At 66.8% G+C, this 21,408-nt stretch carries 15 protein-coding genes; 9 read left to right on the top strand and 6 right to left on the bottom strand.

Annotated features, from left to right (window positions below):
• The first annotated feature begins 203 nt into the window (after positions 1 to 203).
• The 3 genes from BN1313_RS14735 to BN1313_RS14745 all read left to right on the top strand — a co-directional run bounded on the left by BN1313_RS14735 (position 204) and on the right by BN1313_RS14745 (position 5,094).
• Positions 204 to 2,114, top strand: a complete 1,911-nt coding sequence (locus BN1313_RS14735) for an acyltransferase family protein (protein ID WP_091743031.1) — start codon at positions 204 to 206, stop codon at positions 2,112 to 2,114.
• Between the two features lie 103 nt (positions 2,115 to 2,217).
• On the top strand, positions 2,218 to 4,194 hold the full coding sequence (gene mdoH / locus BN1313_RS14740; protein WP_091743033.1) for a glucans biosynthesis glucosyltransferase MdoH: 1,977 nt from the start codon (positions 2,218 to 2,220) through the stop codon (positions 4,192 to 4,194).
• 78 nt (positions 4,195 to 4,272) lie between these two features.
• Positions 4,273 to 5,094: a hypothetical protein gene (locus tag BN1313_RS14745; protein WP_091743035.1), complete on the top strand. Its 822-nt coding sequence runs from the start codon at positions 4,273 to 4,275 to the stop codon at positions 5,092 to 5,094.
• On the opposite strand, the gene BN1313_RS14750 is transcribed toward BN1313_RS14745, so the two are convergent.
• From BN1313_RS14750 to BN1313_RS14775, 6 genes are all read right to left on the bottom strand, one after another.
• On the bottom strand, positions 5,091 to 6,077 hold the full coding sequence (locus BN1313_RS14750) for an FAD:protein FMN transferase (RefSeq protein WP_091743036.1): 987 nt from the start codon (positions 6,075 to 6,077) through the stop codon (positions 5,091 to 5,093). The two genes, BN1313_RS14745 and BN1313_RS14750, sit on opposite strands and share 4 nt — an antisense overlap.
• 24 nt (positions 6,078 to 6,101) lie before the next feature.
• Positions 6,102 to 6,911, bottom strand: coding sequence for a DUF4198 domain-containing protein (locus tag BN1313_RS14755; protein WP_091743039.1), 810 nt, complete (start codon positions 6,909 to 6,911; stop codon positions 6,102 to 6,104).
• A 24-nt stretch (positions 6,912 to 6,935) separates the two neighbouring features.
• Entirely contained in the window at positions 6,936 to 7,457 is a 522-nt protein-coding gene (locus BN1313_RS14760) for a DUF2271 domain-containing protein (RefSeq protein WP_091743041.1), read from the bottom strand.
• 10 nt (positions 7,458 to 7,467) lie between these two features.
• On the bottom strand, positions 7,468 to 8,133 hold the full coding sequence (locus BN1313_RS14765; RefSeq protein WP_091743043.1) for a PepSY-associated TM helix domain-containing protein: 666 nt from the start codon (positions 8,131 to 8,133) through the stop codon (positions 7,468 to 7,470).
• 492 nt (positions 8,134 to 8,625) lie between these two features.
• A complete protein-coding gene (locus tag BN1313_RS14770) occupies positions 8,626 to 9,045 on the bottom strand; it encodes a c-type cytochrome (protein WP_091743045.1) in 420 nt (139 codons plus the stop codon).
• Positions 9,046 to 9,059: 14 nt separating this feature from the next.
• Positions 9,060 to 10,667, bottom strand: coding sequence for a flavin monoamine oxidase family protein (locus BN1313_RS14775; protein ID WP_091743047.1), 1,608 nt, complete (start codon positions 10,665 to 10,667; stop codon positions 9,060 to 9,062).
• A gap of 378 nt (positions 10,668 to 11,045) precedes the next feature.
• Here BN1313_RS14775 and BN1313_RS14780 point away from each other — a divergent pair, with 378 nt between their 5' ends.
• The 6 genes from BN1313_RS14780 (at position 11,046) to BN1313_RS14805 (ending at position 21,383) form a co-directional block, all read left to right on the top strand.
• Complete coding sequence (locus BN1313_RS14780) at positions 11,046 to 13,214, top strand: AGE family epimerase/isomerase (RefSeq protein ID WP_091743049.1); 2,169 nt, start codon at positions 11,046 to 11,048, stop codon at positions 13,212 to 13,214.
• A complete protein-coding gene (locus tag BN1313_RS14785; RefSeq protein ID WP_091743051.1) occupies positions 13,214 to 14,116 on the top strand; it encodes a DMT family transporter in 903 nt (300 codons plus the stop codon). Before BN1313_RS14780 ends, BN1313_RS14785 begins: the two co-directional genes overlap by 1 nt.
• A gap of 126 nt (positions 14,117 to 14,242) precedes the next feature.
• Complete coding sequence (locus tag BN1313_RS14790) at positions 14,243 to 15,772, top strand: OpgD/OpgG family glucan biosynthesis protein (RefSeq protein WP_218054404.1); 1,530 nt, start codon at positions 14,243 to 14,245, stop codon at positions 15,770 to 15,772.
• Positions 15,772 to 17,700, top strand: coding sequence for a glucans biosynthesis glucosyltransferase MdoH (gene mdoH / locus BN1313_RS14795; protein ID WP_091743193.1), 1,929 nt, complete (start codon positions 15,772 to 15,774; stop codon positions 17,698 to 17,700). The genes BN1313_RS14790 and mdoH (BN1313_RS14795) overlap by 1 nt, the downstream gene beginning before the upstream one ends.
• 39 nt (positions 17,701 to 17,739) lie before the next feature.
• Positions 17,740 to 18,750, top strand: coding sequence for an adenosine deaminase (locus BN1313_RS14800; protein WP_091743053.1), 1,011 nt, complete (start codon positions 17,740 to 17,742; stop codon positions 18,748 to 18,750).
• Positions 18,751 to 18,953: 203 nt separating this feature from the next.
• Entirely contained in the window at positions 18,954 to 21,383 is a 2,430-nt protein-coding gene (locus tag BN1313_RS14805) for a TonB-dependent receptor plug domain-containing protein (RefSeq protein WP_091743055.1), read from the top strand.
• Positions 21,384 to 21,408: the final 25 nt, after the last annotated feature.

The following is a 21,408-nucleotide window of genomic DNA, read 5'->3' on the forward strand; positions in this document are numbered from 1 at the left end:
GTGTCCGCGTCGCATAAGGAAACCCCTGCAGCCCACCCTCGTTCCGGCCACGCTGCACAGCTGGGGCGGTTAGGGAACGCGCACCGAGCGCCGCAATCTGCTGCGGAATGAGGCGTTGGGAATTAGTCGGCGTCCGGCGATTCTTGTTCTATTGCCGGTCTCATGAGCGTTCCGCTTCAATTGGTTTGTCTCGTGGAGGAGACATGACCCTTTTGAGTTGGCCGCGCCCCGAGTGGCGCGGCCCCTTTTTCCTCCACGGCCGAAAGGCGGCGCATTCGGCCGGCGGCGACACGCAACGTGCAGAAGGCCCGCCCTCACCGCTTCCGAGCCTGCACTCGCCCCGGCGCTACGACCTCGACTGGCTGCGGGTCACGGCTTTCGGCCTGCTGATCCTCTACCATGTGGCCCTGGTCTACTCGCCGTTCGACTGGCACATCCGCTCGCGTCACACCTTCGGCTGGGTGCGTGAGGCCCTGCTCGTCACCAGCCCTTGGCGTTTGACCCTTCTGTTTCTGGTTTCGGGCGCCGCCCTGCGGTTCCTCTGCCGAAACCGCTCCACCGGCCAGATCCTGCAGACCCGATTCAGCCGCCTCGCCCCGCCCTTGATCTTTGGCGTCATCGTGCTGGTGCCGATCCAGTCGTGGATCGAAGCTACAGACAAGGGATTCTGGACCCAGGGCTACGTCAGTTGGCTCGCCAGCGAGTTCAGCCCGGCCGGCCTCGCCAATGGCGTACCGGTCAACCATCTCTGGTTCCTCGTCTACATAAGCGCCTACAGCCTGGCCGCCGTTCTCTTGATGCAGCCCCGGCTCGTGAGCGCCCTCGAGCCACGGCTTGAGCATGCCCTGCGCGGCTGGCGGGCGCTCGCCTGGCCGATTGTCTATCTGCTCGCCATTCGCGTCCTGATCTTCCCCTGGTTCGGTGTGACGAACCGGCTGAGCGCCGACTGGTACAACCACGCCCTCTCTTTCGCCGCCTTCCTGTTCGGCTTTCTGGTGGTCGGGCGCGAGACGATCTGGCGCGACCTGGAACGCCTGCGGTTCGTCAGTCTGGCCATCGGCCTCGTCGCTCTGCCCCTGGTGATGATCCAGGACGTCCATCCGGGCGGCGGCGCCTATGACGGTGTGCCGCGGGCTGTGGTCTTCGCCATCGAGCAGGGCTGCATGATCGCCGCGATCCTCGGCTTCGCAAGCCGCCATCTGCGCGACGCCGGCGGCCCAGTGCTCAGCTATCTGAACGGCGCGATTTTTCCGCTCTACCTGGCCCATCAGACGGTCCTGGTCGCCGCGGCCTGGATGCTGAAGCCCGCCGGGCTGCCGGCCGCTGTCGAGGCCCTGCTGCTCGTCGCCGCGACCATCCTGGGCAGCCTTGTGATCTATGAGGTCGTCCGCCGCGTCCCGGCAATGCGGCCGCTCTGGGGGCTCAAACCCCAGCGCGAAGGGACTCCCCGCTACCCGCGCCGTCGCAGTCTTTTGGCGTTCGGCGTCGCCGGCCCAATTGTGGCGCTCGCCACCGTCGTCACCGCGATCGCCGCCTACCCCGGCTTCAACCACGCGACCCAGTACCTGAGCGAACTCGGCGGCGCTTCCGCCCGCGATCCGGCGATTTTCAACACCGGCGTTCTGTTGGCCGGCCTCATGGCGGGCCTCGCCGGACTGGGTTTCGGCTTGGCGATCATCGCGCTCACCAACGCCCGCCTGGTCGGCACGCTGACGGCCCTCGTCTTCGCCGCCGCCGGCGTCGGCCTCTCGGCGGCCGCGCTCTACCCTTGGCCCGACCCGCGGCACATGGCGATCAACCTCGGCCTCGGCATTCAGATCGCCCCTTTGCTCCTGCTCTGGGGCCTCTGGCGCCGGCGCGACCTCAAGCGACTTAAGCTGTTCCTCGCGACCATCTTCCTAATTATGGCGATATTGACCGTGCTCACCAAACACCTGCTGTTCCCGGGCACGGTGACCGACGCCAACGTCGGCTGGTGGGAGCGCGCCTACGCGATCGTCCTCGTGGGCTGGGTGGCCGTCGCCGCGCTGGTCCTTGATCGAAGCCTGGGCGCCGAGGCGCCGGCGGACGTTATCCACGCAGAAAACGCACACGGAGCGCGCACGAAAGTCTGATCAAGATTGAATTCACATGTCCGTGATTGTATGGCTGGGATTCTGATGGATGCTGCATCGCAGCACAGGTTCTCGCCTGCCGCCGTGGAGAGTGAAGCCTTCGATGGACAACCTGGCGCGGCGCCTACCGGCTGGCCAATATCCGGCGGACCAAAACCAAGCGGCGTCTTGGAAGGACAACGCTGCGTGGCTGGACGCGGGCGCAGCTGACGCCTGGCTGCCGGCTGAGGCGCCTCTGGCCATGCCCCGGCAGGAACTGCATGGCGATCGCCCGGACCTGAAGCCGGAGACCAGTCCCGCCCACATCGGTCGTCGTCGGGCCCTGGTGTTCGGCGGCGCGGCGATCCTCACCGCACTCGTCGCCGCCGGTCCCTTCGCCCTCTACCTGCGTGAGGGCTTCGAGCGCCTAGAGATGCTCGGCTTCGCCGCCTTCCTGATGCTGGCCGCGGCGATCTCCACCTGGTTCTGCAGCGCGCTGGCGGGCTTCCACGCCCTGATGACCGGCGCAGAGCAGGAAGATCTCGACTTCTCGCCCCGTCCGTCCGCGCCGCTGTCGCGCACGGCGCTCCTGATGCCGCTCTATAACGAAGACGCTGAGGCCGCCTTTGGCCGTCTGGCCGCCCTCGACGTATCGCTGGCGCGGCTCGGTGTCTCTGACGCCTTCGACATCTTCGTGCTCAGCGACACCCGCCGCCCTGAGATCGCGGCCGATGAGGACGCCTGCTACCTGACCCTGCGTCGCTACGCCCACAGCGCCCTCTACCTGCGCCGTCGGGCCCAGAACACAGAGCGCAAAGCCGGCAACATCACCGACTGGGTCGAGCACTTCGGCGACGCCTACGACTTTATGATCGTCCTCGACGCCGACTCCACCATGGCCGGCGAGACGGTCCTGCGCCTCGCAGACGCCATGGAGCGCCATGAGGGCGTCGGCCTGATCCAGACCGCCCCCACGATCGTCGGCGCCCGTACACTCTACGGCCGCGTCTCGCAGTTCAGCGTGCGCATGTACGGCCGCGTGGCCGCCGCAGGCGTCGGCTTCTGGTCCGGCGCGGAGGGCAGTTACTGGGGCCACAACGCCATCCTGCGCGTGAAAGCCTTCGCCGCCTGCGCCAAGCTGCCGATCCTCGAAGGCGACAAGCCCTTCGGCGGCGACATCCTCAGCCATGACGTCGTCGAGGCCGGCATGCTGCGCCGCGCCGGGTGGGCCGTGCACGTCACCGCCGCCCTGGACGGCAGCGCCGAAGAGACGCCGCCGACCCTGCTCGACTTCATCCGCCGCGACTACCGCTGGTGCCAGGGCAACCTGCAACACCTGGCGCTGCTTGGCGCCCGCGGCCTGCACCCGATCAACCGCGCCCAGTTGGGCATGGGAGCTATGGCCTATATCGCCTCGCCGCTCTGGATGATCACCTTGATCGTCGGCCTCGCCATCCAGTTGCAGTTCCCCCCGGACTGGGGCTCGCTCTGGTATTTCATGGGCCCGGAGCTCACGCCCTTCATGTTGGGCACCTGGATCTCCGGGGTGCTGCTGGTCGGCCCCAAGATCATGGGCGCGGTCATCGTGCTCAGCCGGCCGGGCGAGCTGAAGGCCTTCGGCGGCAGTCGCACCGTAATGCGCGGAGTCCTCGCCGAGGTGGTCATGTCGGCCTTGATGGCCCCGATCCAGATGGTCGCCAACACCCGATCGGTCCTGCGCGTCCTGCGCGGCCGCGACGCCGGCTGGAGCGCCCAGCAGCGTGACGCCGATGGCCTGCGCTTCGCCGACGCCTGCCGCGCCATGGCGGCCCAAATCGCCGCCGGCGTCCTGTGTTTTGGCCTGCTCTGCGCCTTCCGGCCGGACCTGCTGCTGTGCTTCGCGCCAATCTTCCTGCCGCTGATGGCCTCGCCGTGGCTCGCGATCTTCACCTCCAAGCGCAGCGCTGGTGACGCCTTCGCCGCGCAAGGCCTGCTCGTCATTCCCGATGATGAAGGCGTCAGTGCGAGCCCCGCCGTTCTGGGCGCCGTCTTCCGCCAGCCGCCCCGTGGCTATGGCCGCACCTTGCAGGACGCGGTGCCGTCCGAGATGAGCAAGCTCTAGGCCCTGAGCGCCGGGTCGGGCTATGGTTCCGCCTTCGCCGTGCGGCGTTCGCAAGGCGCGCGCGTTCAGGGGATCCCGATGCCCAAGACCACCGCTGCGATCCTCGCGGCCATGGCCTGTGCCCTGACATTCATCGTCCTGGTCCCCAGCGCCGCGGCGCAGAACGCCGTCGCCGCCCAGCAGTATTCCGCCACCGCCCAGCGCGTGCTGAACCAGGCCCGATCCGTCTCCGGCGGGCCCGGCTGGAACACCATCCGCGGCGTCCACGAAACCGGCCGACGCGCGGGCGTGCGCTACGAATCCTGGCGCGACCCAGTCCGCTATGGGCAGCGCATCGAGACGCATGAGGCCGCGGGCAGACGCGTGCGAGCCTTCAACGGCGCAGCGGAGTGGCAGATCCTGCCCACGGGCCAAGCCACGGGCGCCGATGACATCGGCACAGTCGCCCGCGCTCGCTCGGAGGCTTTCTTCGGCTCCTTCGGCTACTTCTTTCCCAGCCGCTACGACATCCGCACGGCCTACGTCGGCGTGCGCAAGCAGGGCGACCGCACCTTTGAGGTGATCATCGTCCGTCCCGCCGGCGGCTTGCCCCGCGAACTGTGGTTCGATCGCCGCACCAGCTTGCTCGCCCGCATCGTCAACCGCAGCGGCCCGACCGTAACCACCACCGAGGTCCTCGACTATCGCCGCGTGGGCGCGATCATGGCGCCGTTCAAGTATGTGACCGATGGGGTCGAGCGGACGGTGGAAGCGATCGACTTCCGCGCCACGGATCGCGATTCCTTCAGCCTGCCCTACGTCGCCCCACCGACGCCCGCCCCGCCCGCCAAGACGCCGACACCCGCCAAGACTGCGCCGACGGCGAAGACGACACCGCCGTTGAAGTACCCCAAGCCCTAATCGTCCAGCAGGGCCGCCAGCGCTGGCGACAAGGTCTCGCGCCAGCGGTCCGCCTCGCGCCACAGGAAGCAGGCCGCGATATCCTTCGTGGTCGCAAACGCTTCGGCCTCGTCGCCCATCACCTGCAATGCCGTGCAAATCGCATCGGCCTGCATGCAGGAGTCGTGCAGCACGCTCACCTGCGCCAGCCGTGTCCGAACAGGCTCCCGGGTCACAGGGTTGATGGTGTGACTGTAGCGACGTCCGTTCCAGATGAACTGCCGCCGCCAGTCGCCGGAGGTCGCGACCGAGATTCCGGTTAGGGCGATCCGCAATGGCGGTTCTTCCAGGTGGGCCTCGGCCGGGTGTTCCAGGTCGACCCACCAGGGCTCGCCGTCGCCGCGCACGCCGGAGCCGCGCAGTTCCCCGCCGATCTCGATTAGGAAATCGCGGACGCCCAGGCCAGCCACCGCCTGCGCGGCGAGATCCACCCCATAGCCTTTGGCGACGCCCGACAGGTCCAGCCGCAAGCCGCCAGGCTGGCGCATTCGGCCGCCCTCGATCTCCAGTGCGCGCCAACCCGACACCGCAGCCGCCAGACGCTCCGGCCTCGGCGGCTCAAGCGCCGCACCCCAGGCGCCGAACCCCCAAAGGTCGACCGCCTCGCCGAGCGTCGGGTCGAAGGCGCCGTCGCTCGCCTGCGCCATGACCAACGCGGCGCGGATCACACGCAACAGGTGATCCGGCGCCTCGACCCACGCGCCAGCCGGGGCGGCGTTGAACCGCGAGATATCGCTCTCCGGTTCCCAGGTGCTCATTTGCTTGACGACGAGGTTCGCGGCGCCCTGTACGGCCGCCGTCAGGGCGGCGTCAGACACCGCCAGAGGCGCATTGGCGAGCAGCGTCCAACTCACGCCCATCGTCGGTCCGCTCAGGCGAATGGGCCGACCGGGCCTCGGCCGGGTGGCCTCAGCCGTAAGACCATGGGGGATCGCGATCCGCATGGCGTCGCGCGCCTCAGCCGCGGCCTATTCGGGCAGGACTTCGAGGGTCGCGATATAACTCGCGTTGCGCGACACGCCATTCATCGGCTCACCGCGCACGCCCGCCTCGATCCAGTACATGCCCGCTTCTGGCCACTTCACCTCGAAGACACCATCGGCTCCCGTGCTGATCTTCATCTCCGTGGTCTTACGATAGCGCTGATCACCCTGGACGACCTCGACCTCGACGCCCGCGGCCGGCTTGCCGTCGATCAGCAGGCGGAACTTGGCGGGCTCGCTGGCGACCAGATCGTTGGGGTGGGTGATCGGCTCAAGCTCCAGGCCCTGGCCCGTCGGCTTCAGCACCTCAGTGCTCGGCGCGCCGTTGGTGATGAAGGTCTCGATACGTCGCACGTTGGAGGAGACTTTCACCTCGGTCGCGTCCTTAGGGATGGCCGTGGCCATCTGCGCCTGCGTCCCGCGCCAACGCTTGGTCTCGGTCCCGACCTTGTAGCTGGCGAACAGCAGGTCGCCGCCGCCGGCGCTGGCGATCTTATAGGTGCCAGGCTTCGCCAGACGCACATCGAAGGTCGATCGGTACTTGCCAGTCGAGGTGTTCTCCAGCGGCAGGACCGCGCCGTCCGGCGCGTAGGCCGTCACCCCATCCAGCCGCATGGCGGCGTGGTCGGCGTAGAACAGATCATTGGAGATCGCCCCATCCACCGTGACCCAGGTGTCATTGCCAGACAGAACCGTGCCCATGGGCAGAAGCCAGGCGCGGTGGGCATGGGCGGTCGGCGCGAGGAGCGCGACGCAGCCGGCGACAATGATGGCGGCGCGGGAAGCGGCGGACATGATGATGTTCCTCTCTGGTCTGTTCTACGGTTCGGCCGTGACGCTGATAGCCCCCAGCTCGGATGTCCCCTGGACGGTCGACGTCTTCGCCGCGCCCTTAGCGCCCCAGACGAACGGCGCCCGCAGCACCTCGCGGCCGCCGACCTCACGGGCCGCCTCGACCACCAGGTTGTAGGCCCCCGGCGCCACGCCGGTCATTTGCTGGCGGGTGAAGACCAGTTGCTGCTTGCCCGGCGCCTTGGTGGGGCCGCTGACGCCGGCGATCGGCATCGTCGTGGTCCGCCCGGCCTTGCGCCACCACTGGCGCATGTCCTTCAGCCAGGTGACGCCTTCGTTGTCGCGCTTCTTGACGTCATACCAAACCGCCAGAGTCTTCACCGCGGCCTGGTCGGCGCCTTCGATCCACACGGCGACGTAGGGCCGATGATATTCGGCTACGGTCATCTTCGGCAGCTCGAGGCTGACGTTCAGCTCCGCCGCCTGGCCCGCGACAGGCAGCCCAGCCAAGCCTGCGGCCGCGACGACAATGTGGTGGTTCGCGCCCATTGCGCTCTCCCTAGTGAACGAGAAACAGCGCCAGCAGCAGCGGGATCAGCAGCCCCGCCCCCACCAGCGGCCACGTCGACTTGCGGGCATGGGCGTGGAACTGCAGCAGCAGCAAGCCCGTCACGCAGAACACCACGCAGGCGATGGCGAAGACGTCGATGAACCAGGCCCAGGCCTCACCCGAGTTCCGGCCCTTGTGCAGATCGTTCAGATAGGCGATCGCGCCACGATCCGTGCGCTCGTAGGCCGCCTCGCCTGTCTCAGTGTCCAGCGTCACCCAGGCGTCCGTCCCTGGCCCGGGCAGGCCGAGATAGGCTTCGCCTTCTGACCACTCCACCGGACCCTTGCGGGCCTTGATCTTCATCTCCGACTTCAGCCACGCGACCACTGGCGCCGGCAGGTCGCCACGAGCAGTCTCCGCGGCCTTGAGCGCCGGCAACAGCGGGGCGGGCAACTCACCTGAACGCTCCACCGTCTTCGGCTCCGACTTGATGTCGGCGGCGTGGTTCAAGGTGAAACCAGTGACGGCGAACGCCAGCATCCCGATCAGCGAAATCGCCGCGCTGATCCAGTGCCAGCGCACAGTCTGCCGCAGGAAGCCCGCGCGCCGCTGGGCCTTCTTGCGCGCCCGGGCGCGTTCATCGGCTTCGGCATCGGAAATCACAGTTGACGACATAGCTTACCGGGGTTGTTCGACTGCGCTGCGCAGTAGCATGGGCTTTCCATGTTGCAAACAAGTCGCAGCTGCAAAGCCCGCGCCTCAGTGTTCCGGCCGCTTCCCGCCAGGCTGCGCGCCGTCGGTTCGATGGGGCCTGCGAACGACCGCCGCGCCGCGACCGCCGCGGCCTGGGCCTTCTTCGCCCGAGGTCTTTCGGCCCGGCGTTTCGAGCGAAAGACCCAAGGCTGCGCCAAAAGGAATCCTGATCATCTGTCGCGCCTCCCGCGCGCCGGGACGACCCAATTGATACATAGATGCATCTGATAATCAATAGCATATATAGACTTGACCGACAAGCGACATGGGCGCTACCTCATCCCACCGTTTGCGACCGCTTCGCATATTCACAAAAGGACAGGTCGGGTGCGCCGCGGGCTTCCCCACTCGGTTCACGGCGCCCTCGGTCCTGCGGGGCCCCGGAATCCCCTCCGGGGCCCCGTTATCTGCTGGCTAGTGCGTCGCCACGGGCGCGGGCCGCGCCATGCCGGACACCTGCTCCGGAGTGACGGGCGCGGCGAAGGCGTTGCCGAAGTGCGTGCGGATATAGGTGACCACATCGGCCACCTGGGCGTGACTCAGGCTGTCGGAGAACCACGGCATGGCGCCCTTGCCGTTCAGCACCAGCATGATCGGATAGGGCGCCGCCGCCAGTCGCGGGTTTCCCGCCAACGCCGGATAGGCCGCGCCGGCCCCCGCCGCGCCCTTCCCGTCAGGCATGTGGCAGGATTGGCAGACCATTCGATAGGTCTCCTCGCCGGACCTTGGCGCCAGCGGCTTCGTGCCCCCGGGCCCGGGTTCGTCGGCCAGGACCGGCGAAGCGACGGCGAACGCGGCGCAGGCCGCGCCGATCTTGAGTATGGCTTTGATCATGATCGCTCCTCCCCTCAGGCCGCCAGCGCGCGGGCGTGCAGACGCGAAATGGCGTCGATCGACGACAACAGCGCGCCCTCCATCCAGCAGCCCACATAGGATGCGTGCTCGCCGGCCAGGACGACCCTGTCCTCAAGGCTCACAAGGGTCTGGTAGTGGTCCTTGCGGGTGTCCTCGTTCCAACGGGCGCAGCAACCCATGGTCCATGGCACGCGATGCCACGCCACCGACGCGCCGGTCATGAATTCCTTGCGATACTGCGCTGGGTGGAAAACCGAACCCTGCTCAAGCGCCGCTTCGATCCGCTCCTCAGGAGTCATGCCGGCCAACTGGTAGCCGCCCATGCCGCCCGCGAAGGCGCCCAACAGCACCGCCGGGCCGTCTTTGAAGTAATCGAAATTTGGGTAGGAGATCAGGCTGATCTGCTGGTTGGTGAAGCTGTGCCCGCCATAGATCGCGTCGTCGTCCTCCCAGAACCGCCGCTTGAACTCTAGGCCGATCTTGACGCTGTTGGAGTAGGGCACGGCCTGGATTGCGGCCTGTTTCTCGTCTGACAGATTGGTTTCGATCTGACTGAGGACAGATAGGGGAATCGTGCAAACGCAGAAGTCAGCCTTGGCCACGCTCACCGCTCCGCTTGCCGTGTCGGCGTAGGTGACGCTGACGCTCTTCTTGTCCTGCAGAATGCGCGTGACCTTCGCATTGTAGGAGATCAGCCCCTCGACCTGTTTGGCGAAGGCCTTGCCGATCATGCCCATGCCGCCGGTCGGCTGGAACATGGTGGTCTGGAATTCGTCGGTCATGAAGAACGACATGTTCGCCCAGATGCCGGACTTCAGGACCTCGTCGAAAGGCAGCACGTCCGATGGGACGGGCGCGCCATTCACTCCGCCGCCGGGCGCCAGTTCGAACCCGCGATGGCTCGATGATCTGATGCCCTTGGCGTACTTCATGTCCTGGTCGAGCATGCCCCAGCCACGCATCGCCTCCTTGAGGCGGTCGAGATCCTCCGCCGTCAACGGGGTGTCGAGCGCCTTCTGGTCGATCGCCTTGGCGAGCAGTTCGGCGACATTGCCCTCAAAATCCGCCGCGAGGGATCGGAACCGCTGAGGCGTCCCGCCGAAGGCCTCGGTCGAATGGACAAAGGCATTGTGGTTGAACTGGATGAAGGGCTCCAGAGACACGCCAAAGGCCTTGCAATAGTGCAGCAAGGTGCGGTGATGGTGCGGAATGCGCCATGGGCCAGGATTGAGATAATTGCCAGCGGAGAAGCCGACCTTTTGGACGGCGCCGCCCATCTCGGTGACAGTGTCGCCGCCGTAGAGCGACCAGTTACGCCCGCCGGCACGATCCTGGAACTCCAGGATCTTCACCTGATAGCCCGCCTTGCGCAGTTCATAGGCGGCCAACATGCCGGCCAGGCCTGCGCCCAGGACAATGACGCTCGCCCCTTTACGCGCGCCTTCCAGCTTTGGCGGCCCAGGGAATCGGGTTTCCGCAGCGTGCCCCATCGTGGTCATGGCCTGGTAAAGCAGCGCCGAGCCGCCCATCATGCCGATGGCGTGCAGCAGTTGCCGCCTCGTAGTCACTGCGCCAACCCTGCCGCCGCTGCGTCCCATCATGGCGCTCAGCCCTCCCAAGAATTCAGAAAACCTTTGGTACGCGTAGCGGGGGGCGCCGTGTCGAACGGCCCTCCGATGGTCGTTTCGCGTGCTTTTCCGACACTTGCCCGGTTTACGTTCCGGCAGCCAATTCGGTGAGTAGAGGCTGTGCAGGCGACGTGATCGTATGAGGCGGAGCGCCGATCATTTGATGCATCCAATCGCGCCAAGAAGGACGTAAGGTAAGAGAACGACGATCTTTCGAACGCTCCGTTCGCCTCGTGTTTGTCCAATTCCAGTGTTTGACGAACGAGGCTGACGGGTTACCAGCGCACCGTTGAAGGCCTCGCGCGCGCTGCGATGTTTCAACGCAGCCTGGAATGGGCTTAAGGAGTGAGTGTGCGGATCTACCCGGTGATCATGTGCGGCGGCCACGGCTCACGCCTGTGGCCGACGTCATCGCCGGCCCGACCAAAGCAGTTCATCCCCCTGTCCGGTCGCCGTTCCAGCTTCGAAGACACCGTACGGCGCGTCCTGGGAATCGAAGGCTCAGGCGACATCCTGGTCGTCACCAACGCCGCCTACGCCGACATCGTTGAAGAACAACTGGCCGCGGCCGGCGCCACCGGCGTCATCCTTCTGGAGCCGGAAGCGCGTGACTCGGCCGCCGCCGTCGCGGCCGCCGCGCTCTATATTCAGGCGCGCCATCCGGCGGGAGTCGCCGTCGTCGTGTCCGCCGACCACCACCTGCCGGACGCCGAGGCCTTCCGCGCTGCGGTCCTGCAGGCGGCCGACGCCGCAGAAGCCGGCGCCATCGCCACCCTGGGCGTCGTGCCCTCCGTTCCCTCGGCCGCCTACGGCTACATCAAGCCCGGGCTCGGCGAAGGCGTCCGGCCGATCGAGACCTTCGTTGAAAAGCCTTCGATGGAGCGCGCCAAGGCCTACGTCGCCGAGGGTTACCTCTGGAACAGCGGAAACTTTATCGCCTCTGCGGCGACCTTGGTCTCCGAGCTCGAACGGCACGCTCCCAAGACGCTCCAGGCCGCCCGCGCCGGCTTGGCCGAGGCTGCTCACGAAGATGGCGATCGACGCGTGCTTTTGGGTGATTCCTTTCGCAACGCGCCCAAGATTTCCGTCGACTACGCGGTCATGGAAAAGACTGACCGCGCGGCCGTCCTGCCGGTTGATTTCGCCTGGTCCGACCTTGGCGCTTGGGATGCGATCTGGAAGGTCGCGCCCAAGGACGCCGACGGTAACTCCGCGCGAGGCGATGTTCGGTTCGCGGGGTCGACCAATGTCTTCGCTCGCGGCTCAGAGGGCGTGCGCATCGGCGTCATCGGCGTTCATGACCTCGCCATCGTCGTCGAAGGCCAGGACGTTCTGGTCAGCGCGCTGAACTCGAGCCAAGGGGTCAAGTCCGTCGCCGAGGCTTTCGCCGCCTCTGGGCCCATCCCCTTCGCCATGATCGAGGAGGCCGCCGGCTGGTACGCCCGCTGGCTCTCCAACCACGCCCTCCCCATCTGGTGGGCCCTGGGCGCCGACCATGAACACGGCGGTTTCCACGACTGCCTGGATATGAACCACTGGCCGGGCACGCCGCTACGGCGCGCCCGCGTCCAGACCCGTCAAACCTACACCTACGCCATGGCTGGCCGCCTGGGTTGGACCGGGCCTTGGCGAGAAGCGGCCCATCATGGGTGGCGATTCTTCCACAAGAATTACCTGCGCCCGGACGGACTATATCGAACCCTGGTGGCGCCCGACGGCGCCAACATCGACGACACCGCCTATCTCTATGACCAGGCCTTCGCCCTGCTCGCGCTTTCGGCCCTCTACGCCGCTGAGCCAGACAACGGCCAACACCTGGCTCAGGCGCTCAGCCTGATGAGCGCCCTGGACGGCCTGCGCCATGCCAACGGCGGCTTCCGGGAATCCGGCGAGTTCCCGTTCCAGTCCGACGCCCACATGCATTTGGTGGAGGCGGCGATCTGCATGGTCGAGGCCGGCGCCTCGCAGTTCGTGCCCCTCGCCGAGGAGATCATGAACCTCGCCATGACGCGTTTCATCGATCCCAACGGCGGGTTCCTTCGCGAATATTTCAATGAGGCCTGGCGGCCAGCCGACGGCGACGACGGTCGCCTGATCGAACCAGGCCACCAGTTCGAATGGGCCGGCCTCATCGCCCGCTGGAGTCGGCTCACCCAGGACTCCTCAATGATGGGCACGGCACGCACCCTCTTCGACTCCGGATCGCGGGGCGTCGATCACCAGCGGATGGTCGCAGTGAACGAACTCTGGGACGATTTCTCCATGCGCGATGACGAGGCGCGGCTCTGGCCGCAGACCGAGTATCTCAAGGCCGCCCTCATCATGGACGAACCCGCGCATGCGCTGACGGCCGCGGCAGGTCTGCGCAACTATCTGGCGGCTCCGACGCCCGGGCTTTGGTGGGACAAGCTCCTGCCTGACGGGCGTTTCCGTCACGAGCCGGCGCCGGCCAGCTCCTTCTATCATATCATCAGCGCCTACGAGCATTTGGCCCAGGCCCACCCCGCCGCCCGGATCTGATGGACGCCCTCGCCCGCGCAGGCCGGGCGCCCCAAGGCAAGGCCCTTGCCTTCCTGGCGCTGGTGGCCGCCGGCGGCTTCTGGGGCATGGGCTTTCCCCTCGGCAAGATGATCATGGCCGAAACCGACGCTGCCCATGTGGTCATGCTGCGGTTCACCGTCGCCGCCCTGGCCGCCGCCCCGTTCGCCCTGCGCAACGCGGCCACGCGCCGGCTCTTCCGCTCGCCAGTGATCCTTTTCGGCGGCGCGCTCTACGGCTTGGCGTTCCTTGTCCAGTTCGAGGGTCTGGCGCGGACCAGCGTGACCTTGTCGGCCCTGCTGGTCGGCGCGATGCCCGCATTCATCGCGGTCAGCGCGCGCTTGCTGGGCGAGACCGTCAGCCGGGTCGCCTGGATCGGCGTCGCCGCCGCGACCTTGGGCGCCGCCATCATCGCCGGGAAGCCGGACGGAGCGGGCTCTGTCCTGGGGGTCGTCCTGGCGCTCAGCGCGCTCCTGGTGTTCCTGGCCTGGCTTCATCTCGTCCGTCGGGCCCCGCCCTCTCCGGCCCCGCTGGCGGTGACCGCCGCTACGATCATGGTCGCCCTGGCGACCGTGGCGCCGATCGCCTTCGTCATGCACGGCCCGCCCAACTTGGCGCTTTCGCCCATGGCCTGGGCCGGCGTTATTGGTCAGGGCGTCCTGGCGACGCTTCTGGCCACAGCCGCCTGGCAGTACGGCGCCGCCCGCCTGGGCTCGGCTACAGCCGGCGTCTTCATCAATATGGAGCCTCTGATCGGCGCGGCGATCGGCGTCGCCCTGTTCGGCGACCACCTGACGCCGGCGCTGGGAATCGGCGGGGCGCTGATCATAACCGGCAGTCTCGCCGTCGTTCTGGGCGAGCCTCGGCCGCCTGCCGAAGTCTAGGCGCCTCGCCGCGGCGCCTGTGATTATCTCGCCCTCGCCTTGCTTTCGCCTCAGGCGAAGGCGAACCGGTGAACAGGTTCAACAACGTCCGCGTGCCCTTTGCTGACTGCCAGACGAACGCGGGAAGTGGCCGGACCGGCCGCCGCCTTCCCGAGCCTTCCCCTCCTGGACCGTCGCAGCTTCCTCGCCGCCGCTCCCGCCGCGGCCCTGGCGGCGGGCCTCGCCGCGCCGCACGCCGCCGTCGCGCGCGCCTTCAGCCCCGCCGACCTTCAAGCGCGCGCCCGCGCGCTCGCCGCCCGTCCCTACAAGCCGCCGCCAGCAGAACTGCCCCCGATCCTCGCCAACCTGGACTACGATGGCTATCGCAGCCTGCGGTTTCGGCCCGAAGCGGCGCTCTGGCGTAACGACCGCCTGCCCTTCCAACTACAGTTCTTCCACCGCGGCGGCGGTTACGCCAAGCGGGTCGATCTGTTCGAAGTCCGCGACGGCCGCGCCGCGCCGATCGTCTACAACCGCGAACAATTTTCGTTCCGGGACGGTCCTGCGCCCGCCGACCTTCCTGCCGACCTCGGATTCGCCGGCTTCCGCATCCATTCGCCGCTGAACCGATCGGACTATTTCGATGAGGCGGCGGTTTTCCTGGGGGCCAGCTACTTCCGCGCCGTCGCCAAGGATCAGCTCTATGGCCTCTCCGCCCGTGGCCTGGGCGTCGACATCGGGGCGCGGGAGGAATTTCCCGACTTCCGCGCCTTCTGGATCGAGCGGCCGGCGGCTGAGGACACGAGCCTGATCGTCCATGCCCTTTTGGATTCGCTCAGTTGCACCGGCGCCTATCGCTTCGTCATCGCCCCAGGCCGGGAGACCGTATTCGACGTGTCCGCCCGGATCTACCCGCGGACCGATATCTCCAGCCTCGCCATCGCCCCCCTCACCAGCATGTACATGTGGAGCGGGGAAGGTCGCCGCCCAGCCGACGACTTCCGCCCCGAAGTCCATGATTCCGATGGCTTGCTGATGGCTGCAGGCGACGGCGGGCGTGGTTGGCGGCCCCTGTCGAACCCCCCATCCTCCCAGATCAGCGCCTTCCAGCAACTGGGCGCGGGCTACGGGCTGGTGCAGCGCCGCCGAGATCTCGACGCCTACGCCGACCTGGAGGCGCGCTATGATCGACGCCCCGATGTCTGGGTCGAGCCCCTGGGCGAATGGCAAGGCGACGTGCGCCTCCTGGAGCTGCCGTCGACCTCCGAGGCCCAGGACAACATCGCCGCCTGGTGGTCGCCCGCAACGCCTGCGCGACGGGGCCAGCCCCTTGATGTCGCCTATCGACTGCACTGGGGCCAAGTCGCCGAATCCGGGGCCCTGGCCACGGTCGTCGCCACGCGTTCCGGCGCCGCGCACGATCACGCCGATCGACGGCTGTTCGTCATCGACTTCATCTTGCCCGCCGCGCTCTCCCGCGCAGAATTGACAGCAGAAGCGTCAGCGACCGACGCAGATGTGCACGAAATTCACCTCGATCGCACAGCAGGCGAGCGAAATGCGCGCATCAGCTTCCAACTCGACCCAGGCAGGAACCGCAAAGTGGAGCTCCGCGCTTGTCTCAAGCTATCCGACAAACCCTGTTCCGAAGTGTGGCTTTATCGATGGACCGCCTGATGCAACGCGCTGCGGCGAGCGCGCCTGCCCTGCAGATTCTACCTGAACGCGCGCCGCTCGATATGCCCGTCCAGAGCCTCTCCCAAGATCACGTCCGCGGTGCGCGCCGCAGGCTGGCCGCCACCCGCGCGGGGCGGCGGTCAGTCATCCTGGGCGCCACGGCCCTCGCCACCGCCGGCGCCGTATGGGCGATGGGTGCGATCGTCGCTGGCGGCGGATTCAGTATCGCCGAGATCGCCATGCTGGTCCTGTTCGCGATCCTTTTCGCGTGGATCGCCTTCGCCATGACCAGCGCCCTGGCGGGGTTTTGCTTGGCGTGGGCCGCCCGCGACCTGGAACCCTGGCGGCCACAGCCGATCCTCTTCAGCCGAACAGCCCTGCTTCTGCCGACCTACAACGAAGATCCCGGCCGGATTCTGGCTGGTGTCCGCGCCATCCGCGAGGAGCTCGACACCAGGGGCGTCGCGGAACTCTTCGATATTTTCGTTCTTTCGGACACGCGCCTTCAAGCCGTCGCCCGGGCTGAGGTCGCCGGCGTCATGCGCCTGCGCAACATCCTGCCCGACGGCGGCGGCGTCTACTATCGGCGCCGGCCGCTCAATCTCGACCGCAAGGCCGGGAATATCGCCGACTGGGTCCGATCCTTCGGCGCGGCCTATGAATCCATGATCGTGCTCGACGCCGACAGCCTGATGAGCGGCGACACGATCATGCGCCTGACCGCGGCGATGGAGGCCGATCCCAAGGCCGGCCTGATCCAGACGGTGCCGGCGATCATCGGCGCCCAGACCTTGTTTGGCCGGCTGCAGCAATTCGCCTGCCGCATCTACGGTCCCGTGATCGCCCAGGGCCAGGCCTGGTGGTCGGGCGACGAGGGCAATTACTGGGGCCACAACGCCATCATTCGCACGCGGGCCTTCGCCGCATGCGCCGGCCTCCCTCACATCGAGGGAAGCCACGCCTTAAGCGGCCACATCATGAGCCACGACTTCGTCGAGGCCGCCCTTCTCCGCCGGGGCGGATGGGCCGTCCGCATGGCGCCCGCCCTGGCTGGCAGCTACGAGGAAACACCGCCCTCTCTCATCGACATGGCCGTGCGCGACCGACGCTGGTGCCAAGGCAACCTGCAGCATTCAGCCGTGATCCCCGCGGCCGGCTTGCATTGGGTCAGCCGCCTGCATCTCTTCCGCGGCGTCCTGGCCTATGCGACAGCGCCTCTGTGGCTGGCCTTCCTCATCCTCGGCGTCGTCGTCTGGGCCCAGCAGACGCCGACTGACGCCCGCGAAGCCTCGCCTTTCGCCCTGTTCGGCTTGACCATGGCTCTGCTGATCGCGCCCAAGATCATGGGCCTGGCGCTGGTGCTGCGCAATCGCCTCTGGCGTCGGGCCTGCGGCGGCACGCTGCGGCTCGCCACGGGCGTGATCGCCGAGATCCTCGTCTCGGCGCTGATGGCGCCCGTCTTCATGCTGATGCAGACCAGAGCGGTGTTCGATGTGCTGGCCGGACGGCGCTCCGGCTGGGCGACGCAGCAACGCGATGGCGGCGAACTTCGCCTGCGGGCCGCTTGGCGTCGCCACCGTTGGCACACCCTGGCTGGCGTCGCCTGGGCATCGCTCGCTTGGCGCATTGATCCCATGCTGTTCGCCTGGACCGGCCCGGTGGCGCTTGGCCTGCTGCTATCTGCGCCGCTGTCATTGCTGACCTCGCGCCTGGACCTGGGCGCGGCCGCGCGGAAAGCGCGCCTGTTTCTCACTATCGAGGAAGCCGACCCGCCGACGGTGATCGCACGCGCCGCAGGCTTGCGGGCCGACTATGACGTCGAGGCGCCGGTCCGCCTGGCGCTGGACCGCATGTTCCGCGAGACCGCGCCCTTTTACACAGGCGCCTCGTTGCGGCCACGCCTCGCCCGGATGACTGTGCCGGTCTAGCGTCTTGTCGAAGGCCGCGCTTAGACGGATGCTCCGGCCATGCGCGACCTTGAAACCTTCATCGCCGGCCTGCCCAAGGCTGAACTCCATCTGCACATCGAGGGCAGCCTCGAGCCTGAACTGATGTTCGAGCTCGCGCGACGCAATAACGTCGCTTTGCCCTTCGGCTCGGTGGACGAAGTCCGCGCGGCGTACGCCTTTTCCAACCTTCAGGACTTCCTCGACATCTACTACCAGGGCGCGGCCGTGCTGCTGACCCAGCAGGACTTCCACGATCTGGCCATGGCCTATTTTCGCCGCGCCGCCGCCGACGGAGTGCGCCACGCCGAGATATTCTTCGACCCCCAGACCCATACCGCCCGCGGCGTGCCGTTCGCCGTGGTCGCCGATGGACTGCTGAGCGCCATGGCTGAGGCCGAGGCCGACCTGGGCGTCACCTCCAAGCTTATCCTCTGCTTCCTGCGCCACCTGTCAGAAGACGAGGCGCTGGCCACGCTCGACGAAGCCACGCCCTACCTCGACCGGCTCTGCGGGGTGGGTCTCGATTCCTCGGAAATCGGTCACCCACCCGCAAAGTTCGCCCGAGTCTTCGCCGCGGCCCGCGAACGCGGCCTCAGGCTCGTCTGCCACGCCGGCGAGGAAGGACCCCCCGCCTACGTCTGGGAAGCCCTCGACGTCCTGGCGGTCGACCGAATCGACCATGGCAACCGCTCGCTGGAAGACGAGGCCTTGGTTCGCCGCCTCGTCGACCTCGGGATGACTCTCACCGTCTGCCCACTCTCCAACCTCAAGCTCTGCGTCGTCAACGACCTGAGCGCCCATCCGCTCAAGCGCATGCTCGACCTCGGCCTGACGGTGACAATCAACTCCGACGACCCGGCCTACTTCGGCGGCTATGTCGGCGAAAACTGGCTACAAACCGCCCGCGCACTCAGTCTCACCGAAGCTGACCTCCTCACCCTCGCCCGCAACAGCTTCACCGGATCATTCCTGTCGCCGGACGAAGCCGCCCCTCATCTGGCGGCCATCGACGCGCTCGCCGCAAAATGATCCAGGCGCCCAAACGCACGTCACCAGCCGCCTGGCGTGGCGGCGCCTGAGCCCACCTTGCCCAATCGGGCGGTGCGCGGCTTGTCCGAGGCATTCGAAGTCTGACCCTCTGGGGTCGCAGTGAACGCAGGCAATGCGTTGGCGCGGCATTAGGGACGGAGCGCAGCAGGAGGAGCGGCGAAGACAACACGCGTGGGGACAAGATGGGGACTTCAAATCGCGGCTGGCTGATCGCCGGCGTATCCGCTTTCACCTGGCTCGGAGCGGCCTCCGCCCAAGCGCAGGACGCAGACATCGACGAATTGATCGTCACCGGCACCCGGTCGACATCGCGCACCGTCACAACCAGCCTGGCGCCCATCGACGTATTGTCATCTTCGGCGCTCGAGAAGAGCGGCAAGATCTCAACCCGGGACCTGATCTCAACCCTGGTGCCCTCAGCCAACACATCCAACTCGGGCGCCGGCGCCAGCTTCGCCATCAAGACCATGTCGATCCGCGGCCTCGCCGGAGACCAGACCCTGGTCCTGGTCAACGGCAAGCGGCGACACAACACCTCGATCCTGTTCGTGAACGGCACGACCCAGAATGGCCAGTCGCCGCCTGACCTCGATCTCATTCCGTCGCAAGGTATCTCGCGGATCGAAGTGCTGCGCGACGGCGCCTCGGCGCAATACGGTTCCGACGCCCTGGCCGGCGTGGTCAATATCATCCTGAAGGATCAGGTCGGCGGCTCAGCCCAGGTCTTGACCGGCGCCACCGGCAAGGGCGACGGCGAGACCCTGCAGGGTTCGATAAACTACGGCTTTAACCTCGCCGACCGCGGCGTGTTCAACGTCACGTTCAACGCCCAAACCACAAATCTGGTTGATCGTGGCGGCGCTTCGCCCAACACGACCTCGCCCTACTATCCGCTCGTGAACGGTCAGCCGAACCCTGCGGACATCGGTCGCGACCGGCACACCGCCCATCCTGGCGCGCCATCATCACAGCTCTACGTGGCCAGCTACAATACTGATTTCTCCGTCACGGAAGACATCAAGCTCTATAGCTTCGGCACGCTATCCAGCCGCAACTCCGCGGCCTGGCTGACCCACCGCACGCCGCTGGCGTCCAACAACATCATCCAGGTCTATCCGGACGGCTACTCTCCCCGCCTGTTCCTGAAGGACCGTGACTACCAGTTTGCGATCGGCCTCAAGGGCGAGCTCGGCGGCTTCAACTGGGACCTGTCGACAACGCCCAGCCGTAACAAGAACGCCTTCTACACAAACTCGCTCAACGCCTCGCTGGGCCCGGCCAGTCCGACCTACTTCTATGCCGGCACCCTGGTCTTCAAGGAGTGGACGTCCAACCTCGACATCAACCGCGAGTTCGACGTCGGCCTCTACAAGCCGCTGTTCGCCGCCGTCGGCGCCGAATACCGCAAGGACGAGTTCCAGATCATCGCCGGGCAGCCCGAATCCTACGTCATCGGCTCCTACACGCCGCCGCCGGGCCAGCCCAATGCGGGCGCGGTCATGCAAGGCGGCTCGCAGGGCGTCAGCGGCTTCTCGCCCTTCGCCGCGGGCGTCTTCAAACGCAACAACTACAGCCTCTACGCCAACATCGAGCAGTCGATCGTCCAGGGTCTCGATGTCTCGGTGGCCGGCCGCTACGAGCACTACTCGGACTTCGGCTCGACCGAGACCGGCAAGGTCTCCGTTCGTTGGGAGCCAATCACCAACTACGCTTTGCGCGGCACAATCTCGACCGGCTTCCGCGCCCCGTCGCTGCAACAGCAGCACTATGGCTCGTCCAGCACCATCGGGGTGATCCTGCCGCCAGCGACTGTGACGACGCTCTATCCCGTGCAGTTGCTGCCGCCAGACAACCCGGCCGCCGCCGCCCTGGGCGCCAAGCCCCTGGAGCCGGAGAAGTCGACCAGCTACTCGGTCGGCGTCGTCGCCCGGCCGATCCCGGGGATGAACATCACCGTCGATCTCTACCAGATCAAGATCAAGAACCGGATCCTGCAGACGGGCGTCCTTGGCCCCAGCGTGCAGATCAGCAACCTCCTGGAAAGCCTCAAGCTCAACCCCCAGCAGGCGGTTTTCTTCTACGCCAACGCCGCCGACACCACGACGCGCGGCGTCGACGCGGTCATGGACTATCGCACCGATTTCGGCGACTGGGGCACGGTCCGCTGGACCCTGTCGGGCAACTATAACAAGAGCCGTTTCGACCGCGTGATCCCGCCGGCCTTTGGGTTCACCCTCATCGACCGCGTGCGGCAGGGCGACTTCACCAGCGGTCAGCCCAGGGACAAGGAAATCGCCTCGGCCGAGTACAGCCGCGGCGCCTTCACAGGCCTTCTGCGCGTGACCCGCTACGGCAAGATCATTCAGCGCAGCACGCTTCCCGCGAATGACGAGGTCATCGCCCCAGCGGGAATCGCCGACGTGGAGCTTTCCTATCAGGTCACCGATCAGGTCAAGGTGGCCATCGGCGCCAACAACCTGACGGATGTCTATCCCGACATCGTCAAGCCAGCCAACCGCGGCGGGGCGAACCCCTTCACCTACTACAACCAGTATTCGCCCTACGGAATCAGCGGTGGCTTCTACTACGCCAAGATGAACGTCACCTTCTGATATCATATTGAAATATCTGTATTTA

It is taken from the genome of Phenylobacterium immobile (ATCC 35973) (genome assembly GCF_001375595.1).
In the GTDB taxonomy this organism is placed as follows: domain Bacteria; phylum Pseudomonadota; class Alphaproteobacteria; order Caulobacterales; family Caulobacteraceae; genus Phenylobacterium; species Phenylobacterium immobile.